We start from the raw sequence: 18,488 nt of genomic DNA on the forward strand, positions 1-18,488 counted from the left end.
CCAAGGTGTGCACGCATCCAAACGGTAAATTTCCCTCTGGCTGCCCTTTCCCCGCATGCTTTCCCTGCTGCCAAAAAAGTTATCTGAATTTTTCTCTTGAACTGTGGGAGGAACTGTTTTACAATTAATATATGAATAAGTGATCATATATTATATTTTTATTCAACTACAATGTCGTCTAAGGAGCTCGATGAAGATGAAGCAGATTGATGTGCTGGTGATCGGAGCCGGACAAGCCGGTCTCGCAATGGGATATTATTTGAAACAACAAGCGGTGTCGTTTACCTTGCTGGATGCAAGCGACCGCATCGGGAACAGCTGGAGGAATCGGTATGACTCCTTGGTACTGTTCACGCCTCGAAAATATTCGCTGCCGGGCATGCCCATGCCTGGCGATCCGAACGGACTGCCGGCCAAGGACGAAACAGCCGACTACCTGGAAGCTTACGCCAAGCGTTATTCCCTGCCGGTTCAATTGCAGACGCGGGTCATTTCAATGTTCAAGACGCGCCAGGGCTTCCTGCTCGAAACGAATCGGGGAACCTATCGGGCGGGCAAAGTCATCGTGGCAACCGGTCCGTTCCACACGCCTTACATTCCCGGCTTTGCCTCCGGGCTTCCGGACGAAATCTATCAAACGCACAGCAGCGCATACCGGAATCCCGGTGAGCTGCGGGACGGCCCTGTGCTTGTCGTCGGCGCCGGCAATTCGGGCGCGCAGATCGCCGCAGAGCTGTCCCGGGAGCGGCTAGTCTATTTATCCGCCGGAAGCAAGCTGCATTTTAAACCGCTGTATGTGCTGGGCCAAAGCATTTTTCGGTATTTCGACCTGTTCGGATTTATCCGTGCGGATAAAGGCTCCCTACTCGGTTCGTGGCTGAAGAGTCGGCCCGAACAAATTTACGGACTCGAACTAAAATCGCTTATGGCGGATCGAAAAGTGCTGCTTAAGCCGAGAGCGGCCGGGACGAAGGAAAACCGCCTTCTTTTCGAAGACGGTACCGAAGCGGAAGTCAACAATATCGTGTGGGCGACCGGCTACCGCAGCGACTACCGGTGGATACGGATCGACGGAGCCATCGATTCGCAGGGGAACGCTATTCACCACGGCGGCGTCAGCCCGGTATCCGGGCTTTATTATCTCGGCCTGCCGTGGCAATCGTCCCGGGGCTCGGCGCTGCTCGGCTGGGTAGGCCGCGATGCGGCGAAGCTGGCGGAAAAGATCCGGCTTTCGTAGATTTGCATTCCGGTTTTGTTATACAATAAAGTTAATAAATGTGACGGAGGTGCGTCTATGAGCGATATGTCATACGCCTTGAAATCGGTCACCCCGATTCTTCGAATATTCGACGAAACTAAAGCAATAGCGTTTTACGTGGACTATCTCGGCTTTCAGATCGATTGGGAGCATCGGTTCGAAGCAAACTTGCCCTTATACATGCAAATCTCACTAGGAGCGTGTACGCTACACTTAAGCGAGCATCATGGGGATTGCTGCCCGGGTGCTGCGGTTCGCATCGGAGCCGAGAACCTCGAAGCGTTCCATGCGGAGCTTGGAGCTAAAGACTATAAATACGCCAAGCCTGGCCTGGAAACTACTCCTTGGGACACCCGAGAGCTTACCGTAACGGACCCGTTTGGGAACCGCCTCATTTTTTTCGAAGCGGTATAACGAATCTCAAAAGCACATCACATCAGGAGGGATAACAGAACGATGCCGGATATGTTAGTGAAGTTGTACGAGCTTCCGGATGACGCCCCGCTCCGGGCCAAACTGGAGGACGCGGGTTTTACGATCCGCAGGGCGCTCGTGCCGGAGAAGCATCTGATCCGGGGCTGGGTAAAGGAAAAATTCAATCCCCATTGGGAGAGCGAATGTGACGTCGCGATTAGCGGACATCCGACCTCCTGCTTTATCGCTACCTTGGAGGACAAGCTGGTCGGATTCGCGTGTTACGATGCGACCTGCAAAGGCTTTTTCGGCCCGACCGGCGTGGACGACGTATGCCGCGGCAAAGGCGTCGGCACCGGCCTGCTGCTGGCCTGCTTGCACGACATGCGAGCCCAAGGGTACGGCTATGCCGTGATCGGCGGCGCGGGTCCGGTCGCTTTTTACGAAAAAACGGTCGGCGCGATCGAAATTCCGGATTCCAAGCCGGGAATCTACAAAGGAATGCTCCGTTCATAGGCCTCCTCTATTGACCTGAGAGCGAATACAAGCTACACTAGAAAGTACAAGCAGGGGAATTTCCAGCGGCGGTGCCGCATGGAAAGGCTTCTGCTTTTCTATTTTCCCACCCACTTTAACAAACCGGGAGGAACCCGTGAATCATCGTTCGTTACGCACTCATCTGACGCTGGCCTTTGCGGTTATGGCGATTGTGCCGGTGCTGATCTTGGGCACCATTCAGGTACAGCAAATCAACAAGCTGACGCAGGAATACAACAAGACGCAGGAGCATGCCACGAAGCGTCTTGCCGACGCCGTCGAGACGTACGTTTATTATTACCGCAACGCCGTAGATACGCTCGCCACAACGATCAGCGCATCGGGTCCCGGGTTTCGCGACCGGGCCGGCTTGACGCGCAAAATCCAGTCGGTGAAAAACAACCTGCCCGGCTTTTCTCAGCTCTATGTGACGGATGAGAACGGCGCGATAAAAGCTCTCTCGCCGGATGCGGAAAACGGCAATGCGTATGCGCTGCCAGTCGGCACCGATATAAGCTCACAGGAGTATTGGAAAAAAGTGAAGCTAACGCTGCAGCCCGCGATCTCCGAACCGATGCATGGCGCCGAGGGCGGATCTGCGCCGTTCGTTGCCGTCGCCGCCCCGTTTTACAGCGAAAGCCGGGCTTTTGAAGGCGTTGTGATCGGAATACTCGACATGGGCCAAATCGCAAGGCTCGTCACCCAATACGACTACGGGCCGGGCGCTTATCCCGCCGTGCTCGGTCCGGCCGGCAGGGTCATCTATTATCCTCGGAGCGAGCTGGTCCAGTCCATCGCGGATTTGTCTGGCGAACCGGCATTCCAAGCGGCGGCCTCCCTCAAGGAAGGGATGGACAAGTTCGTCTCCGGCGCCAACGGACAGAAGGAGCTCGTTTCCTTCAAAACGATCGACAGTCTGGGCTGGACGGTGTGGGTCGGCCGCTCTTACGCTGCCGTACAGGAGGCTTTTTTCGCCTCGCTTAAATCAACGTTCCTGCTGCTCTTGCTTACGCTTGGCTTGACCGTGCTTCTGGGTTCCTATTTGGCCAAACGGCTGAACCGGACGATCCATGCGCTGGTGCGCTACACGCAGTCGCTTGCGGCCGACCGCTATACCGTGCCGAGCGAGCCGCTGTCTTCGCCGGGTGCACCATATGAGATGCACTATTTGGCAAGCCAATTTGCGCAGATGGCCGAGCAGATTCATGACAACCGGCAAGCCTTGCTTGAGCTGAACAGCGAGCTGGAGCAGCGGGTCGAAGAACGGACGCTCAGCCTGCAGCAGCAGCATGCGACGCTCGCCGCCGTCCTGGAGAGCTACTCCGACGGCATCGTCCTTATCGACGTGAATCAGCAGGTCGTGCTTGTCAATCGCCGGATGGCCGAGTTGTTCGGGTTCGACGGCAAAGAGCTCCTAAGCTTGACGGAGGAGGAACTGCTGCATCGGATCGCCCGCAAAATGCCGCAGCCGGATGAGGACTTCGCCCGAATCGGACGTATGCCGCAGCCGGACGGAAAATTTACGCTGGTCCGCTCCCCCGGCGACGAACGGGTCATCCAGTTAGCCTCGTTCCAAGTGACGGACGGCGGCAAGGAATTCGGGCGCGGCTATGTCTTCCGGGACATGACGAAGGAGCATGAGATCGACACGCTGAAGAACGACCTGATCTCGCTTGCCTCGCATGAGTTCAAGACTCCGATTACGAGTATCAGAGGAAGCGTCGAGACGCTGCTCCGCAAGCATGCCGGATGGGATGAGGAGTTCAAGCAGGAGCTGCTGGAAGGCATTCACGAGGATATCGGCCGGATTCAGGAGCTGATCGACGAATGGCTCGACATTTCCAAGATCGAAGCCGGAGCGCTGAGCATTCATCCCGCTCCCGTCCGGGTCCGCTCCGTCGTCGAAGGAGCTTGGCAGAGACTGCCCCACACCCTCTCGGCCGATGCGCAGCTTCATATCGACTTGGACGAGGAACTGCCGTTCCTCTATGCGGACAAACGGAGAATAGAGCAAATTTTTATCAATCTGTTCACCAACTCCATCCGCTATAAGGAATCGAAGCCTCATATCCGGGTTACGGCCGAGCCGAACGGGCTGAACGTACGAATTTTCGTCAAGGACAACGGCATCGGCATTCCCGAAGCGCATCTGCCCCATATTTTCGACCGGTTCCACCGGGTCGACGTTTCGTCCAGCCGTCGTACCGGAGGAACGGGACTGGGACTTGCGATCTGCCAAGGCATCATCGACGCGCACGGCGGCTCGATCGAAGTGCACAGCACAGAAGGCGCAGGCACGACGATGATCGTCTCGGTGCCAAGCTATTACGGCCAAACGGAGGACGACAATGAAGAAGCATAAAATTATGATCGTAGACGACGAACCGAAAATTTTACGGTTTATCGCCGCCAATTTGAAATCGGCCGGCTACGAAACCGCCACGTGCGCAAGCGGCGCCGAAGCGTTGGAGGCGCTTGACCTGTTCGATCCCGATCTGATTCTGCTCGACGTCATGATGCCGGGAATGGACGGCTTCGAGGTATTGACCCGGCTGCGGACCTATACGGACGTGGCGGTCATCATTCTGACGGCGCGGAGCAACTCCAGCGACAAGGTGCAAGGACTGAATCTGGGAGCCGACGATTATTTGACCAAGCCGTTCTCGCTGGATGAACTGTTCGCCCGCGTCAGCGCCGTGCTGCGGCGTTTTGACCGCGGCAGCGGACAAATACCCGCCACCAAGGAGCTGCGCCTCGGCCCCGTGGTCGTCAATCTGGCCCAGCGCCGGGCGTGGAACGGCGACAGCGAAATCAAATTTACGGACACGGAATACAAGCTGCTTGTCCAATTGCTTCAGCATGAAGGCAAGGTGCTTACCCACGAGCAGCTGCTGACCGAAATTTGGGGCAGCGAATACCGCGACGATGTGGAATATTTGCGCGTCACCATCGCACGCATCAGGCAGAAGCTGAAAGCCGTCCTCCCGGAAGGCCAATGGATCGTTACCTATCCCGGCGTAGGCTACATGATCCAAAACAGCGGTTAAACGTCAAAAATCCATCGGCCTTTTACAAGGACCGATGGATTTTTATATGGGCTGATTATGTCACTACGTCTCCTGCCGACCTTATTTCGCGGTAAGCGTAATGTTCGCTGCCGTCGCCCAGTTTCCGAGCGGTGCAACCGTATACGTCGTCCCTGGCGTCAGCTTGCCGCCGTTCTGCAGATCGAACGTCCCGACGGCGCCTTTGCGCGAGGTTAGCCTGTAAGTCGCGTTCAGCTTGGTGCCGTCGGCGGCTGTCAGCACGATGCTGCGGAGAGCGAACAGCTCGTCTTTCGGGTCCGCCGACAAGGTCACGTTCAGCGAAGCGGCATCGGCTTGTTCGACGGATTGAATTTGAAGCGGCGCGATTTCTTTCGCCATAAACGTCGGATTGGCAATGGTCGACCAATCGGAGGTGACCGTATACTTAACGCCCGGCTTCAGCGCCTGACCTTCCGGCAAGCGGAATTTCGGGGCCTGGCGTCCGTCCGTCGCTTGCGTGAAAGGTACGTACGAAGCGACAATCGGCTCTCCGTTCTCCGGCGTAATCGTGACTTGCTTGCCTCTCATGGACGAAATCAGCTGATACGTTTTACCGTTGTACATGTTGTTATCGTCCAGACTAAACTCAAGGCCGCCGCGCTTCCCTTGGTAAGCCACGACCACGTTACCGTAGTCAGTAACGCCGTCTTCCAGCTTCGATTCGATTTCGAACGTATCGGAAGCCACTTGCTGCGCGGAGCTCATCGAAATTTTGTTCGTCATCGCTTCGAAGGTCCCTATTTTTTTGCCTTTGTACGTGAATGTGTAGGTCGTACCCGCTTTTTGCGGGGAAACCGGCAAAATATAGGTCGATTTCGAGCCCGATTTCAGCTGCGGAATGTTAAGCGGCGTCAAGCCGTTGTCGAACGTAAAGTTCGCTTTGGCCTTCTCCACATCGATCTCTTCCTTCGGCAGCGGCGCGGAGAACGTAATTTGAAGCGTGATCGGGTTCACGGCCTTCCATTCCGCCACTTGAATGGAAGCGACCTGCAGCGCGGCATGGACCACGATAGCGGCTTCGGCGCGGGTCATGGTGCTGCTTCCCGAATATGTCGTACCCAGTGCATTTTTCAGCGTGGCCGCATCGGCTTTGGATGCCTTGGCAACAATCGCGATCAATTGATCCTGCGACAGCGAATCGTTCGGCTTAAAGCTGCCGTTCTCCCCAGTCATGGCGCCTTGGTCAACAACCGCGTTCACGTATTCGTAGAACCAGTCGGATGCCTTAACATCGCTCCATGCGGCAGCCTGTCCTGCGGCTTGAAGCTGGAATGCTTTGACCGCCATCGTCGCGAGTTCGGCTCTGGTGATCGCTTGATTCGGACGGAAGTCATGCTGGCCGTAGCCTTGAACGACCTGGCTTTTTTCGAGCGCTTCAAGCGCCGTCTGGTAAGGCGCAGATGCGCTGATATCGGTGAACGAGGCCGCTGCCTGCACAGGCAATACATGAATCGGAGCAAGCGAACCGAGCGTGACGGCAGTCGTCAGCGCGACGGTCGTGATCATCTTTTTCGTTTTCATCAAAGTCATCTCGCTTTCAGGGAACGTATTTTCAAGCAGGGGTTTATGAAGTTGTTTCGTACAAAGCCTATCTTACCGCCCGGGCCGTTACAATCGAATAAAAATAACGGCGGCCGCATTACAAAAACATAAAAAACCTGAGCGTGACATCACACCCAGGTCCCTTGTCCTTAAAGTTAATCGTCAATTGTTCGCTCCCTGGTGGACGTCTTCAAAGACGTTCCCCTGCTTTACAAAGACAGATTTATAAAAGCTAACGAGCTGTCGAAATATCAATAACGCGGCATGAGATCAAGTAATGGTGAAATTGACTCCATAGTAGGACAAGCCTGATTTTCTCGCCACACTCTGGGACGAAAAATTGTCGCACAAAGTGCTGTATAACGGGATGCCCTCAATCTGCCGCACCGCCATCGCCCACCCGGCAACAACTTCGGCGGCATATCCCCTCCCACGAAACTCGTCCAAAGTTTCAAGTCCTGCTTCGTGCGCCCGGGATGTGATACGGACGCTGCGGCAGATCGAAACGGCCCTGCCTTCGCGTACGAGCGCTATACAGGGCTGCGCGTAGTCGATTTCCGAGATCAGCCATTCGAAGCTGCCGCGCAATAATTCGGTCATATTTTCACGAGTGACGCTGACTACTTCCATTGTCGGCACGGTGGCGTCGGGAATAAGATAGCATGGGCCCATCGTGAAGCGTTCGCTTTGAAGGAGGTTCATATAGGCCTCGAAATGCTTCGGCTTCGTCTGGAAATCTTTTACGTTCGGTTCGTCGGCGCACAGTTCCTCCAATAGCCGGGCAAGCGTCTCCGGGACATCATACCGAAACCGGCAGAGAGCCGAACCCTCTATCGTTCGTCCTAAGAAAAACCGAGGGGCGGGAGGCTCTCCCGGCCATGGCTCGTTTATTGTGCGAAGCCTCATGTTCCGATCATGCGTAAACAATGCTTCGACATGCATTTCCATCAATTCATGGGCGGTTGGTTTGATTTGTTCTCTATCGCTCACGCTTCCACTCTCCAATCCGTTACTACGACTAGGTACCTCTTTTTTAAGAGTATCAAAAATGATCCGAAATAACTTGAGAAAACATAATGATAATCAAATTATCCTTTCGAACATTTTTTGGAACCCCTGCAAGCGGGATACCAACCTTTCCCGAAAACAGCTGCTCCCTGTGAGTTAAATATAGAGGAACCACGATGCGCTATCCGGCCTCCCTCCGGCCGATTTGATAGCTTAAAGGAACTCAGATGCGCTATTATGCTGCGTAGAAAGCTTTTTCATATTTTTCGACACGGATAGCGAATCACACTTCCTCTATGTTCAGGCGGCGGTCACCGCAAAGTCATTTAGCGCATCGCCGTTCCTCTATTATAGATGCGGCTGTGTCCAAGTCCCGCGGAAAAAATAAAAAAAGCCTCCGCGGGTTCTTTACGTAGATAAGAACCGTACGGAGGCCAGACATCGGACGATCAAGCCACTGTGCATATATTTCCGGATTTTGTCGGCGGCACGCTTAGCTGCATGAAAAGAAGGACCGTCATCGTCCACCCTCTTTTACAGCCCTAGTGTAGTTAAAAGCGTTCTCCGCGACAAACTTCCGACGGGATTACGGCAGTCCGAGCGCTTTCCGCTCCTCATCGGTAAACACGCGCGACCGGGTCAAAAACCGCACCCCCTCCGGGCCTTCAAGCGAAAACATGCCGCCTCTCCCGGGCACTACGTCGATGATCAGCTGCGTGTATTTCCAATAGTCATACTGCGCTTGACTCATATAGAACGGAGCGCCGCCGATCTCGCCGAGCTGAACGTCCTGTTCCCCGAGCAGGAATTCCCCCTCCGGATAGCACATGGGAGAGCTGCCGTCGCAGCAGCCTCCCGATTGATGGAACATGACGGGGCCGTGTTTGTCCTGGAGCAGCCGGATCAAGGCCAACGCTTCGTCCGTTGCGAGCACCTTCGGGACCATATCCATCGCGCCTCCGGATCAGAAGAAGCCCAGGGCGTCCGTGCTGTAGCTGACCAGCAGGTTTTTCGTTTGCTGGTAATGCGACAGCATCATCTTATGCGTCTCGCGGCCAATCCCGGAGCCCTTGTACCCGCCGAACGCCGCATGCGCCGGATAGGCATGATAGCAGTTTGTCCAGACGCGGCCAGCCTGAATGTTTCTTCCGAACCGGTATGCCGTGTTGATATCCCGCGTCCACAGTCCGGCGCCGAGTCCGTACAGCGTATCGTTGGCGATGGCCAACGCTTCCTCCTGATCCTTGAAGGTCGTGACGGAAACGACCGGTCCGAAAATTTCCTCTTGGAAAATGCGCATTTTGTTGTGGCCTTTAAATACCGTCGGCTGAACGTAATAACCGCCGCTCAGGTCTCCTTCGAGCGCCGCACGGTCTCCGCCGATCAGACATTCGGCTCCTTCCTGCTTCCCGATGCTCAAGTACGACATGATTTTCTCGACCTGCTCGGAGGACGCCTGCGCGCCGATCATCGTTTCTGTATTGAGCGGGTTGCCCTGTTTGATCGCCGCTACCCGCTGCAAGGCCCGCTCCATGAACTGGTCGTAGATCGACTCCTGAATGAGCGCGCGGGACGGGCAGGTGCACACTTCGCCTTGGTTCAGCGCGAACAGCACGAAGCCTTCGATCGCCTTGTTCAGGAAGGCGTCATCCTTGGCGTACACGTCCTCGAAGAACAGATTGGGCGACTTCCCGCCGAGCTCCAGCGTCACCGGGATAATGTTCTGCGAAGCGTACTGCATGATCAGGCGTCCCGTCGTCGTTTCGCCGGTGAATGCGATCTTGGCGATGCGGCTGCTCGAAGCGAGCGGCTTGCCGGCTTCCAGACCGAAGCCGTTCACGATGTTCAGCACGCCGTGCGGCAGCAGGTCGGCAATCAGCTCGGCGAGCACGAGAATCGACGCCGGCGTCTGCTCCGCAGGCTTGAGCACGACGCAGTTGCCGGCCGCCAGCGCAGGCGCGATTTTCCACGTTGCCATCAGCAGCGGGAAGTTCCACGGAATGATCTGCCCGACGACGCCTAGCGGCTCATGGAAATGATAGGCGACCGTATCACTGTCCACTTCCCCGATCGTGCCCTCCTCTGTACGGATGCAACCGGCGAAATAGCGGAAATGATCGATAGCCAGCGGCAGGTCGGCGGCAAGCGCCTCCCGGATCGGCTTGCCGTTGTCCCACGTTTCCGCGACGGCAAGCAGCTCCAAATTCGCTTCCATACGGTCCGCGATTTTGTTCAAAATTTGCGCGCGGGCGGCAACCGATGTGCGGCCCCACGCGTCTTTAGCGGCATAAGCTGCATCCAGGGCCAGCTCGATATCTTCCGCCGTAGAGCGGGGAACCTCGCAGAAGGCTTGACCCGTCACTGGCGTAATGTTATCAAAATACTGCCCTTTCACCGGCGCGACCCATTGACCGCCGATAAAGTTTTCGTAGCGCTTCTTGAACGTCACCTTGGCTCCGGTTTGTCCTGGTTGTGCATAGATCATCGTTTCGTCCTCCCACGGTTGGATTGGATAGATTATGACATTGGGTTATGTTGATACAGATGTATGCGGCGGATTCGAATGTATGCCTTGTACCGTTAATCGAGCGTCAGAACGACACGTCCGTTGACCTGACCTTTTTGCAGCCGGTCGAACACTTCATTGATCCGGTCCAGCGACTGCGTCTCGATATTCGTCTTCACCTTGCCCCGCGCCGCAAAATCCAGCGCTTCCTGCAAATCTTTCCGCGAGCCGACAATCGAGCCCTTAACCGTTACGCCATTCAACACGGTGTCGAAAATCGGGATCGGCAAATCCGCGTTCGGCAGTCCGACGACGACCAGCGTGCCGCCCCGGCGAACCGAACGGTAAGCCTGCTCGAACGCTTTCGGCGTCACGGCGACGCTGATCGCGGCATGCGCTCCTCCGATCTCCCGTTCAATCGCTTCCGTAGGATCTTCCTTCTGCCCGTTGACGGTCAAGTCGGCACCCAGCGCCATGGCAAGCTCCAGCTTATCGTCATGAATGTCGACGGCGACTACATGGTACCCCATCGCCTTGGCGTACTGGAGCGCAACATGGCCGAGCCCGCCGATGCCGTAAATGGCAACCCACTCGCCGGGCTTCGCTCCCGTCACCTTCAGCGCCTTATACGTCGTCACGCCTGCACAGAAGATCGGAGCGGCATCCACGTAGCTCAAGCTATCCGGAATTTTCGCCACATAAGCGGCCGGCGCTTTGCAGTACTCGGCATACCCGCCGTCTACCGAATAGCCAGCGTTGAGCTGGTTTTTGCAGAGCGTCTCCCATCCCGTCAAGCAATAATCGCATTCGCCGCACGCGGAATAGAGCCAAGGAATCCCTACGCGGTCACCGACCTTAAGCGAAGTCACGCCTTCGCCCAGCGCCACGATTTCGCCGACGCCTTCATGTCCGGGAATAAGCGGCAGCTTCGGCTTGACCGGCCAATCTCCGTGAGCGGCATGCAGATCGGTATGGCAAACCCCGCACGCTTTAATCTTGACGAGCACTTCACCGTGGCCGATCTCCGGCACGGGTACGTCTTTAATCTCCAATTGCTGGTGAAACTCGTTCACAACGGCCGCTTTCATCTGATGAATTCCTCCCCTTGAGAACTTTTTTTTGACTTCGCCATAAATAAAGCAAAAAGCGTGCCAATACGTGTGGGCCGCGTCACGCAAGGAACCTTTGTAAGCGTTTTATTAAAAGTTGTTTCATTCCGGAACACTCCCTCCGTTCTTTCCGGTTCAAAATGGAACAATTGCTGTGAACAATTGGTGAACCTTCGTAGGTTGTGATATTCTATACTTATATTGATGTTTCCGGAGGTGTCTTTCTTGTCATCCTTGGACATTCAGACTTATACGGAGGTTGTAGCCAGCTCATGGAAGCGCTGCCAGCGGTACGGATTGAAGCCGACCGACCCGTTTGATGACCGTCTGCTGACCGGAAAGCTCTTTCAGGAGCGATTGAAAGAAAACGAAACAATCGTTCGTCATGCCTCGCAAATTTTCGACACCATCAAACCTTTCATTCAGCAATCCGGCCAAACGGCCCTGCTTATCGATGCCCAAGGCTGCATTCTGTACGCTGCCGGGGACCCCGGCTTTTCGAAACGGGCGGAAGCCGTTCAGCTTCAGGTCGGGGCCGTATGGGACGAGAAACGCAAGGGTACCAATGCGATCGGCGTCGCCATCACCGAAAAAATTCCCGTCCGCGTCCATGCGGCGGAGCATTTTTGCCAGGCCAACGCTTTTCTCACCTGCGCTTCATCCCCGATTTTCAGTCCGACAGGCGAGCTGATCGGCGTCATCAATTTCAGCGGCAAGCGGGAGAGCTACCACCACTACAATCTGACTCTTGCCGTCATGGTCGCGGAATCGCTGCAAAACCGGCTGCTGCTGGAGGAAGCGAAGCAGGATCATCTCGTTACGCTTCAGGAGCTTGAATTCACCGCAAACCATAACCCGCTCCCGCTGCTGTCGCTCGACAGGGACAACCGGATCATTCGGGCGAACCAGGCGGCGCTACGTGCCGTAGGCAGAGATGCGATCGGCAAGCCGTTCAACGGCATCGAAGGTTTCTCCATCAAAACCATTCAAGACAGCAGCCGCACCGTCTGGCGCTCCGTAGCTGTCCGCAAGCCGCAAGAAGGTCGGCACGGCCTCTACAGCTTCTCCGACATCGCCGGGACATGCCCCCATTTTGTAGAAAAGAAGGAACTGGCCTCCAAAGCGGCACTCACCGATATTCCTGTCCTTCTGCTCGGCGAAAGCGGTACGGGCAAAGAGCTTTTCGCCCAATCGATCCACTCGGCAAGTCTGCGGGCGGACCGCCCTTTCATTGCCGTAAACTGCGGCGCGATTCCGGATAGTCTGGTGGAAAGCGAATGGTTCGGCTACGAGCGAGGAGCGTTTACGGGAGCAAACCGAGAGGGTAGTACGGGTAAATTCGAGGCGGCGCATACGGGGACGATTTTTTTGGACGAGATCGGGGATATGTCACTGCGCGCACAGGCTGCGCTGCTGCGCGTGCTGCAGGAGCGCACCGTCACGCCTGTCGGCAGCACCAAATCGAGACGCATCGATGTGCGGATCGTCGCAGCCACGCACAAGCATTTGCCGCTGGAAATCAAGGAAGGACGCTTCCGCGCGGATTTGTACTACCGGCTGAAGGGCATTCAGATCACGCTGCCGTCCTTGCGAGACCGATCCGATCTGCTGACGCTCGTCGAGCATTGGCTGCATAAGAACGGCTGCCCCCACCGCCAACTTCCGGAAGAAACGAAGCGCAAGTTGCTGCGCTACGGCTGGCCCGGCAATATCCGCGAGCTGCACGGCGTTTTGACACAGGCTTCGTTTCTTGCAGGGGAAGGGTCGCTCCGTCCCGAGCATCTGCACTTTGACGAGCTCGACCAAACGGACGCCGTCGAGTACCGGAATGACGGCCCGACCGTGCCGACATTAAAGGATGCAGAAATCGGAGCGATCCGACGGGCGTTGCAGTCGACCGGCTGGAACCTGAGCAAATCCGCTGCCCTCCTCGACATCGGCCGGACGACGCTGTACCGGAAGATCGAGCAGTATGGCATCGAGCCGTAACCTTTAACGATAAAATCAAAGGGGAGAGCTCCCGTATCCACACGGTGCTCTCCCAAAGCTACCTTGGCCATCATGCCGACTAACCTCTCATTGTTTCTTCCACGCGAATCGGCATTTCTTTTCCCGCTTCGTTACTCCTACACTCAAACGGAACGCTCGCACGCTTTCCAAGTTAAGGCGTGGCTTCATACGCGCCGATATCGACGCCGCTCCCCTGCACTCTGGGCTTCCCATCGAGATCCGTGGCGCCGATGACGGCCGGCTCCGTCGACCCGGCGTTAATCGCAGGAGAGGTCGCTTTCAAATGAAAATTGTTTGCCGCTGCGTTCACAAACCCGGGATCGGCAAACAGCGAGTGCGCGTCGTTCCCCGTCCCCGACTTATAGGCGGCAAATCCGGTATACTCCTTGTTTTTCCACGTCCACGTCGCATTTGAAGCGCCTCCGGGCGCAAAGTACAAGTTATAATCGACAATATTGCCGCTGTTTTTCGTATATTCGTTATAAATCAAAATGTTCGATGCGCTGGCCACCATAATATTGTTTTTGACAATGTTGTTCTGCGTATCATATTGGAGCAGCAGTTGGCCGCCGCCGAGATTTTTCGTATCGTTCTTATAGAGCGTGTTGTTGACGACGATGCAATTGACCGTCGATCCCCGCTTCGTATCGTATCCGCCCATAGCAATGCCGGTATACCGGTTGCCGTACACCAAGTTGTTGCGGATCGTGACGCCGCTGGTCGCTTTTCCTTGATGCTCGCTGGCGATTTCAACGCCGATATCGTTGTTGTAGCTGTAGTTTTGCTCGATCACGGTGTCTTTTCCGCCGTCCACGTAAATACCGCCCGCAGCGTTCGAATCGTTCGGAAGCGTTTTGCCGTAGGAAGGATTGTTGTTGGACGTAATGTTGTAGACGGTATTGCCGCGAATCAGGCCGTTCCGGGCTTGGTCGTAGGCTGGATTGGGCGCTTTTCCCTCGAAGCCGATAACGTCGATCCCGATATTGTCGTTGTCGTGAATGAGATTATTCGTAATTTCGAATGAATCGACATTCCCGTTCACCACCAACGATTCACTGGAACCGAGCACCAGATCGCTCAGCGTGTTGCCGTCGATGACGACATGCTCCAGCGCTGCCGGTGCTTTCGTGCCGTACACGGCGATGCCGTGCGCATCCCGGCCGGCCAAATCCGAGCCGAGCGTCGCGGTGTTCTTAATGTGGTGAACGTTGTTGTTGCGAAGCTCGATATGGCTGCCCGCTCCGTGGACGAAAATGCCGACCGGCATTTTGCCCTTGGCCGATGTTGCGTAGTTGCGGATCTCGAAGCCTTTCAGCGTGAAGTAGCTGGCATCGGCAATGTCCACAAGACCCTCGCCGCCGGATACGGGCAAGCCGGTTCCGTCGATAATCGCCGCTTGAGCAGGCGAGCTCTCAAAGGTGATCGGGCCTGCGGCTGCCGATCCGGATTTTGTAATCTTCAGCTTCTGGTTATACACGCCGCCCAATACATAGACGGTGCTCCCCGGGGCGGCATGATCGGCGGCATATTGGAGCGTTTTCCACGCGGCGCTGCTGCTCGTACCTGGATTGCTGTCGCTGCCGTTCGTCGACACGTAGTACGTCACGGGATTGGCTTGCGCTTGAGGCGTTCCCACATTTGCTGCCAGCATGCCGAAAAGGATGGCGGCGGCTGCGATGACACGTGGCGCCTGGTTACGAATACGGATCACAAACGTTCATCTCCTTTGAGGTTAAATTTCGGCGTAGTTATCACCTGCTGCATGCAGACTTCCCCTAAAATCACTTCTGTCGCCTGGAGCGCACCACCTCCTTTAGCTGAGCATCAGGCGGCCTCTCCTCCAAAAATGCCCCGAAGATAGGCCGCCCGCGTCTCACGACCGCCTACACCCGCTTCAGCTTCGAAGCGCCACAGAAGTCTGCAGCCGCTCCACCGCTTCCGCGGTTGGCAGCCGTCCCGTTCCTCCGACACCCTGTGTGGCGATCGCTCCGCAGGCGCAGGCATAGCGGAGAAGCGCTTCTCCCCGCTGACCGCCCAGATAGGCGTGGATCAGCCCGGCGTTAAAGGCGTCCCCCGCCCCCGTCGTATCGACCGGGACGATATCGTAGGCTTTAACGGACAGCGGCGCCGCGCCCGGTTGAAACAGCGCTGCGCCGGCCGCTCCACGCTTGACCGCCACCAGTTGCGCGTCTGGCGGCAGCAGCTCCCACACCGCTTCGAGCGTCGCAGCACCATAAATGTGCAGCAGCTCCTCTTCGCTTGGGATAAACAGATCCGTAGCGCCGAGCAGCGCGTGGATCGAAGCCCGATGCCACTGCTGGCGCACATCCCATCCCGTATCGAACGACGTGCTGCTTTCCTGGCTGCGCACGGTTTCGAACAGCGGCTTCCAATGATCGCGCATGCTGTCCTGCAGAAAATACGAGCCGAAATGCACGTGAGCCGCCTGCTTCAGCAGCGTATCCGGCACATCCTGCGGCTGCAGCATCGGAATGCTGCCCGGATACGTCATCAGCCCCCGGTCGCTTGGTGTCGAGAAGGACATGGTCACGCCGGTTTTCAGCCCCGGGTCGCGCTTCACATGCGCCGTATCGACGCCCATTCGCTCCAGCTCGCGGATGCAGAACCGACCGAAATCGTCATCGCCAACGACGCTGACGAACCGGACGTCCTGCCCGAGTCCGGCCAGCGCGCACGCCGTAATAGCCGAGGAGGAGCCGAGTACGATGTCGAATGAGTCGATCAGCTTCTCCCGGTTCCATTCGGGCATCAGATCGTTCCCCGAAATAATGATATCTACGTTCAATTCGCCAAGCACGACGACAGACATGGTTTCTTCCTCCCTTTTTCTACTTCAGCTCCGGCACGAACGCGCGTTCCGCTTCATACAGCTCCTCGAACATCGCCTTGATCTCGGCAAGCGAGCAGACGGCGGAGGTAAGCGGATCGACCATCAGTGCGTGCAGCGCCATGTCCTTGTCCCGCTCCAGCACGGCCGATACGGCCAGCTCGAAGAATGCCATGTTGCTGCGGCACAAAGCGGCCAAATGCTCCGGCAGCCATCCGAAGCGGCACGGATTCACGCCGTTGCGGTCCACCATGCAGGCGACTTCGACGACGCCATCCTGCGGCAGGTTCGAGATCAGCCCTTGATTGACGACGTTGCCGTAAATGACCTTCGGTTCGTTCTTCACCATCGCCTCGATGATGACGGCGGCGTACTCGTGGCTCGACTTCATTTCAAGCGGAAGCTCGCCCGACAGCTGCTGCAAAATTTCCTCGTCGTTCTTCTTCCGCCAGATCGGCCAGTTGTTCGCATAAAAGCCGGTGGCTCCGTTATACCCCGTACTGCAGTGCTGGTCGATCAAATCCTGTCTTTTGCGGTAATACGGAATGTATTCCGAGAAATGGCCGCTCGATTCGGAGACGAACGCCCCGAGGTACTTCATGGCGTCGAAACGGACCGGGTCTTTGCGCAGCAGCTCCGGGTCCTGAATTTTGTCCAGCAGCACCGGATACAAGTCCTTCCCTTGATGCGTCAATTCGACGAACCAGGACATATGGTTGATGCCGCCCGCTCTCCACTTCAATTCCTCGTAAGGAACGCCCGCGTACTTCGCAAGCTGGCGCGACGAGTTCTGAATCGAATGGCACAGCCCGACGACCGGAATATCCGTAATGCGCGACGTAAGCAGCGTTACCGCCGACATCGGATTCGTGTAGTTCAGAATGATCGTATCCGGGCACAGCTCCTCCACATCCCGGACGATCTCGATCCAGCTCGGCAGCGTGCGCAGCGTTTTGAACAAGCCGCCCGGGCCCAGCGTATCGCCGATGCACTGCTTTACGCCGTATTTTAGCGGAATTTCGAATTCGTACTTGACCGTCTCCAGTCCGACGACCTCGATCTGGTTAATTACAAAATTCGAGCCGGCCAGCACCTCGCGGCGGTCCGTCGACGCCAGCACCTGCCAGCGTTTGCCGGTCATCTCAACAATGCGCTCGACCAATCCGCGCGCAATAGCGAGCCGGGCCGGATCGATATCGACCAAGGCGATGATGCCCTCGTCCAAGCCGGGAATACAAAAAATATCCATCACAATCTCGCGGGTAAACGCACTGCCAGCCCCAATAATCGCAATTTTTGTCATCGCTCTCTTCTCCCGTCCTTTTGTTTACTTCTGTAAAACTCACTTCATCCCCGTCATCGTCAGACCCTTAATGAACTGCTTCTGGAAAATCAGGAACACGATAATGACCGGAACCGTAATCAACACGGCGGCGGACATGACCACATTGTAGTTGACCGTATGCGCCCCGTTGAAAAAGACCAGCGCGAGCGGCACCGTCATGTTGTCCGTATCGTTGAGCACGATCAGCGGCCACAAATAATTGTTCCACGACGCCATGAACGTAAAAATTCCAAGCGCCGACAGCATCGGCATAATCAGCGGCGTAATGATCCGCCACATCACCTTCAGCTCGCCCGCTCCGTCGATCCGGGCCGCCTCCATCAGATCCTTCGGAATATCCTCGATAAACTGCTTCGCCAGAAAAACGCCGTACGAGCTGACCAGATTCGGCAGGATGACTGCCGCCAGATGGTTGATCAATCCCAGCTTGGAGACGATCAGATATGTCGGGATCATAATGACCTGGAACGGAATCATCATCGTGCCGAGCACAAGAACGAACAGCACCTTTTTCCCCGGAAATTCGTACTTGGCGAAAATATAACCGGCGAGCGCGCTCGTGAACAGCGTAGCGGCCGTGACCAGAACCGAAGTGACCGCGCTGTTCGCCAGCCATCTCCAGAACGGCGCCTCCCGGAATACCGTCTCATACCCGGCGAAGCTCGGCTGCTCGGGCAGCAGCGTCGGCGTCGCGGAGATGATTTCCATGTTGCTTTTGAGCGACGAGAGCACCATCCACAGGTATGGAAGCAGCATGATGCAGGCGGCCACGGTTAAAACCGCGATCAGCACGCCGTCGAATAGGGTCGTTTTCGTTTTCATGTT

The 18,488-nt window shown here is 56.3% G+C and carries 15 protein-coding genes; 6 read left to right on the plus strand and 9 right to left on the minus strand.

Features of this window, described 5'->3' with window-relative positions:
- The first annotated feature begins 196 nt into the window (after positions 1-196).
- The 5 genes from ET33_RS10625 to ET33_RS10645 all read left to right on the plus strand — a co-directional run bounded on the left by ET33_RS10625 (position 197) and on the right by ET33_RS10645 (position 5,256).
- Positions 197-1,237 carry a flavin-containing monooxygenase gene (locus tag ET33_RS10625; protein ID WP_036680466.1) on the plus strand — a complete coding sequence of 347 codons (1,041 nt, stop codon included), beginning with the start codon at positions 197-199 and terminating at the stop codon, positions 1,235-1,237.
- A gap of 57 nt (positions 1,238-1,294) precedes the next feature.
- Positions 1,295-1,672: a glyoxalase superfamily protein gene (locus ET33_RS10630; protein WP_036680468.1), complete on the plus strand. Its 378-nt coding sequence runs from the start codon at positions 1,295-1,297 to the stop codon at positions 1,670-1,672.
- 42 nt (positions 1,673-1,714) lie between these two features.
- Positions 1,715-2,188, plus strand: a complete 474-nt coding sequence (locus ET33_RS10635; protein ID WP_036680470.1) for a GNAT family N-acetyltransferase — start codon at positions 1,715-1,717, stop codon at positions 2,186-2,188.
- Positions 2,189-2,324: 136 nt separating this feature from the next.
- The gene (locus ET33_RS10640) at positions 2,325-4,571 is read left to right on the plus strand and encodes a sensor histidine kinase (RefSeq protein WP_036680473.1); all 2,247 of its coding nucleotides are present in this window, start codon (positions 2,325-2,327) and stop codon (positions 4,569-4,571) included.
- Entirely contained in the window at positions 4,558-5,256 is a 699-nt protein-coding gene (locus ET33_RS10645) for a response regulator transcription factor (protein WP_036680478.1), read from the plus strand. The genes ET33_RS10640 and ET33_RS10645 overlap by 14 nt, the downstream gene beginning before the upstream one ends.
- Positions 5,257-5,337: 81 nt before the next feature.
- Here ET33_RS10645 and ET33_RS10650 read toward each other — a convergent pair whose 3' ends face one another.
- The 5 genes from ET33_RS10650 to adhP all read right to left on the minus strand — a co-directional run bounded on the left by ET33_RS10650 (position 5,338) and on the right by adhP (position 11,439).
- Positions 5,338-6,816 carry an S-layer homology domain-containing protein gene (locus ET33_RS10650; RefSeq protein ID WP_036680482.1) on the minus strand — a complete coding sequence of 493 codons (1,479 nt, stop codon included), beginning with the start codon at positions 6,814-6,816 and terminating at the stop codon, positions 5,338-5,340.
- 291 nt (positions 6,817-7,107) lie between these two features.
- A complete protein-coding gene (gene aac(2')-IIb / locus ET33_RS10655; RefSeq protein WP_036680485.1) occupies positions 7,108-7,827 on the minus strand; it encodes a kasugamycin N-acetyltransferase AAC(2')-IIb in 720 nt (239 codons plus the stop codon).
- Positions 7,828-8,431: 604 nt separating this feature from the next.
- Entirely contained in the window at positions 8,432-8,797 is a 366-nt protein-coding gene (locus tag ET33_RS10660; protein ID WP_200879201.1) for a DUF779 domain-containing protein, read from the minus strand.
- 12 nt (positions 8,798-8,809) lie between these two features.
- Positions 8,810-10,330 (minus strand): aldehyde dehydrogenase, encoded by a 1,521-nt coding sequence (adh, locus tag ET33_RS10665; RefSeq protein WP_036680490.1) that lies wholly within the window; start codon positions 10,328-10,330, stop codon positions 8,810-8,812.
- A gap of 95 nt (positions 10,331-10,425) precedes the next feature.
- Positions 10,426-11,439, minus strand: coding sequence for an alcohol dehydrogenase AdhP (gene adhP, locus ET33_RS10670; RefSeq protein ID WP_036680493.1), 1,014 nt, complete (start codon positions 11,437-11,439; stop codon positions 10,426-10,428).
- Between the two features lie 246 nt (positions 11,440-11,685).
- Here adhP and ET33_RS10675 point away from each other — a divergent pair, with 246 nt between their 5' ends.
- Positions 11,686-13,449, plus strand: coding sequence for a sigma-54-dependent Fis family transcriptional regulator (locus ET33_RS10675; RefSeq protein WP_235206687.1), 1,764 nt, complete (start codon positions 11,686-11,688; stop codon positions 13,447-13,449).
- 172 nt (positions 13,450-13,621) lie between these two features.
- On the opposite strand, the gene ET33_RS10680 is transcribed toward ET33_RS10675, so the two are convergent.
- The 4 genes from ET33_RS10680 to ET33_RS10695 all read right to left on the minus strand — a co-directional run bounded on the left by ET33_RS10680 (position 13,622) and on the right by ET33_RS10695 (position 18,485).
- On the minus strand, positions 13,622-15,172 hold the full coding sequence (locus tag ET33_RS10680; protein WP_407668093.1) for a choice-of-anchor Q domain-containing protein: 1,551 nt from the start codon (positions 15,170-15,172) through the stop codon (positions 13,622-13,624).
- Positions 15,173-15,364: 192 nt separating this feature from the next.
- Positions 15,365-16,300, minus strand: coding sequence for a carbohydrate kinase family protein (locus tag ET33_RS10685; RefSeq protein WP_036680495.1), 936 nt, complete (start codon positions 16,298-16,300; stop codon positions 15,365-15,367).
- A 19-nt stretch (positions 16,301-16,319) separates the two neighbouring features.
- Positions 16,320-17,621: an alpha-galactosidase gene (melA, locus tag ET33_RS10690; protein ID WP_036680498.1), complete on the minus strand. Its 1,302-nt coding sequence runs from the start codon at positions 17,619-17,621 to the stop codon at positions 16,320-16,322.
- Between the two features lie 39 nt (positions 17,622-17,660).
- Entirely contained in the window at positions 17,661-18,485 is an 825-nt protein-coding gene (locus ET33_RS10695; RefSeq protein ID WP_036680501.1) for a carbohydrate ABC transporter permease, read from the minus strand.
- Positions 18,486-18,488 lie beyond the last annotated feature (3 nt).

Origin of the sequence: Paenibacillus tyrphae (genome assembly GCF_000722545.1) — a bacterium.
Classification (GTDB): domain Bacteria; phylum Bacillota; class Bacilli; order Paenibacillales; family NBRC-103111; genus Paenibacillus_G; species Paenibacillus_G tyrfis.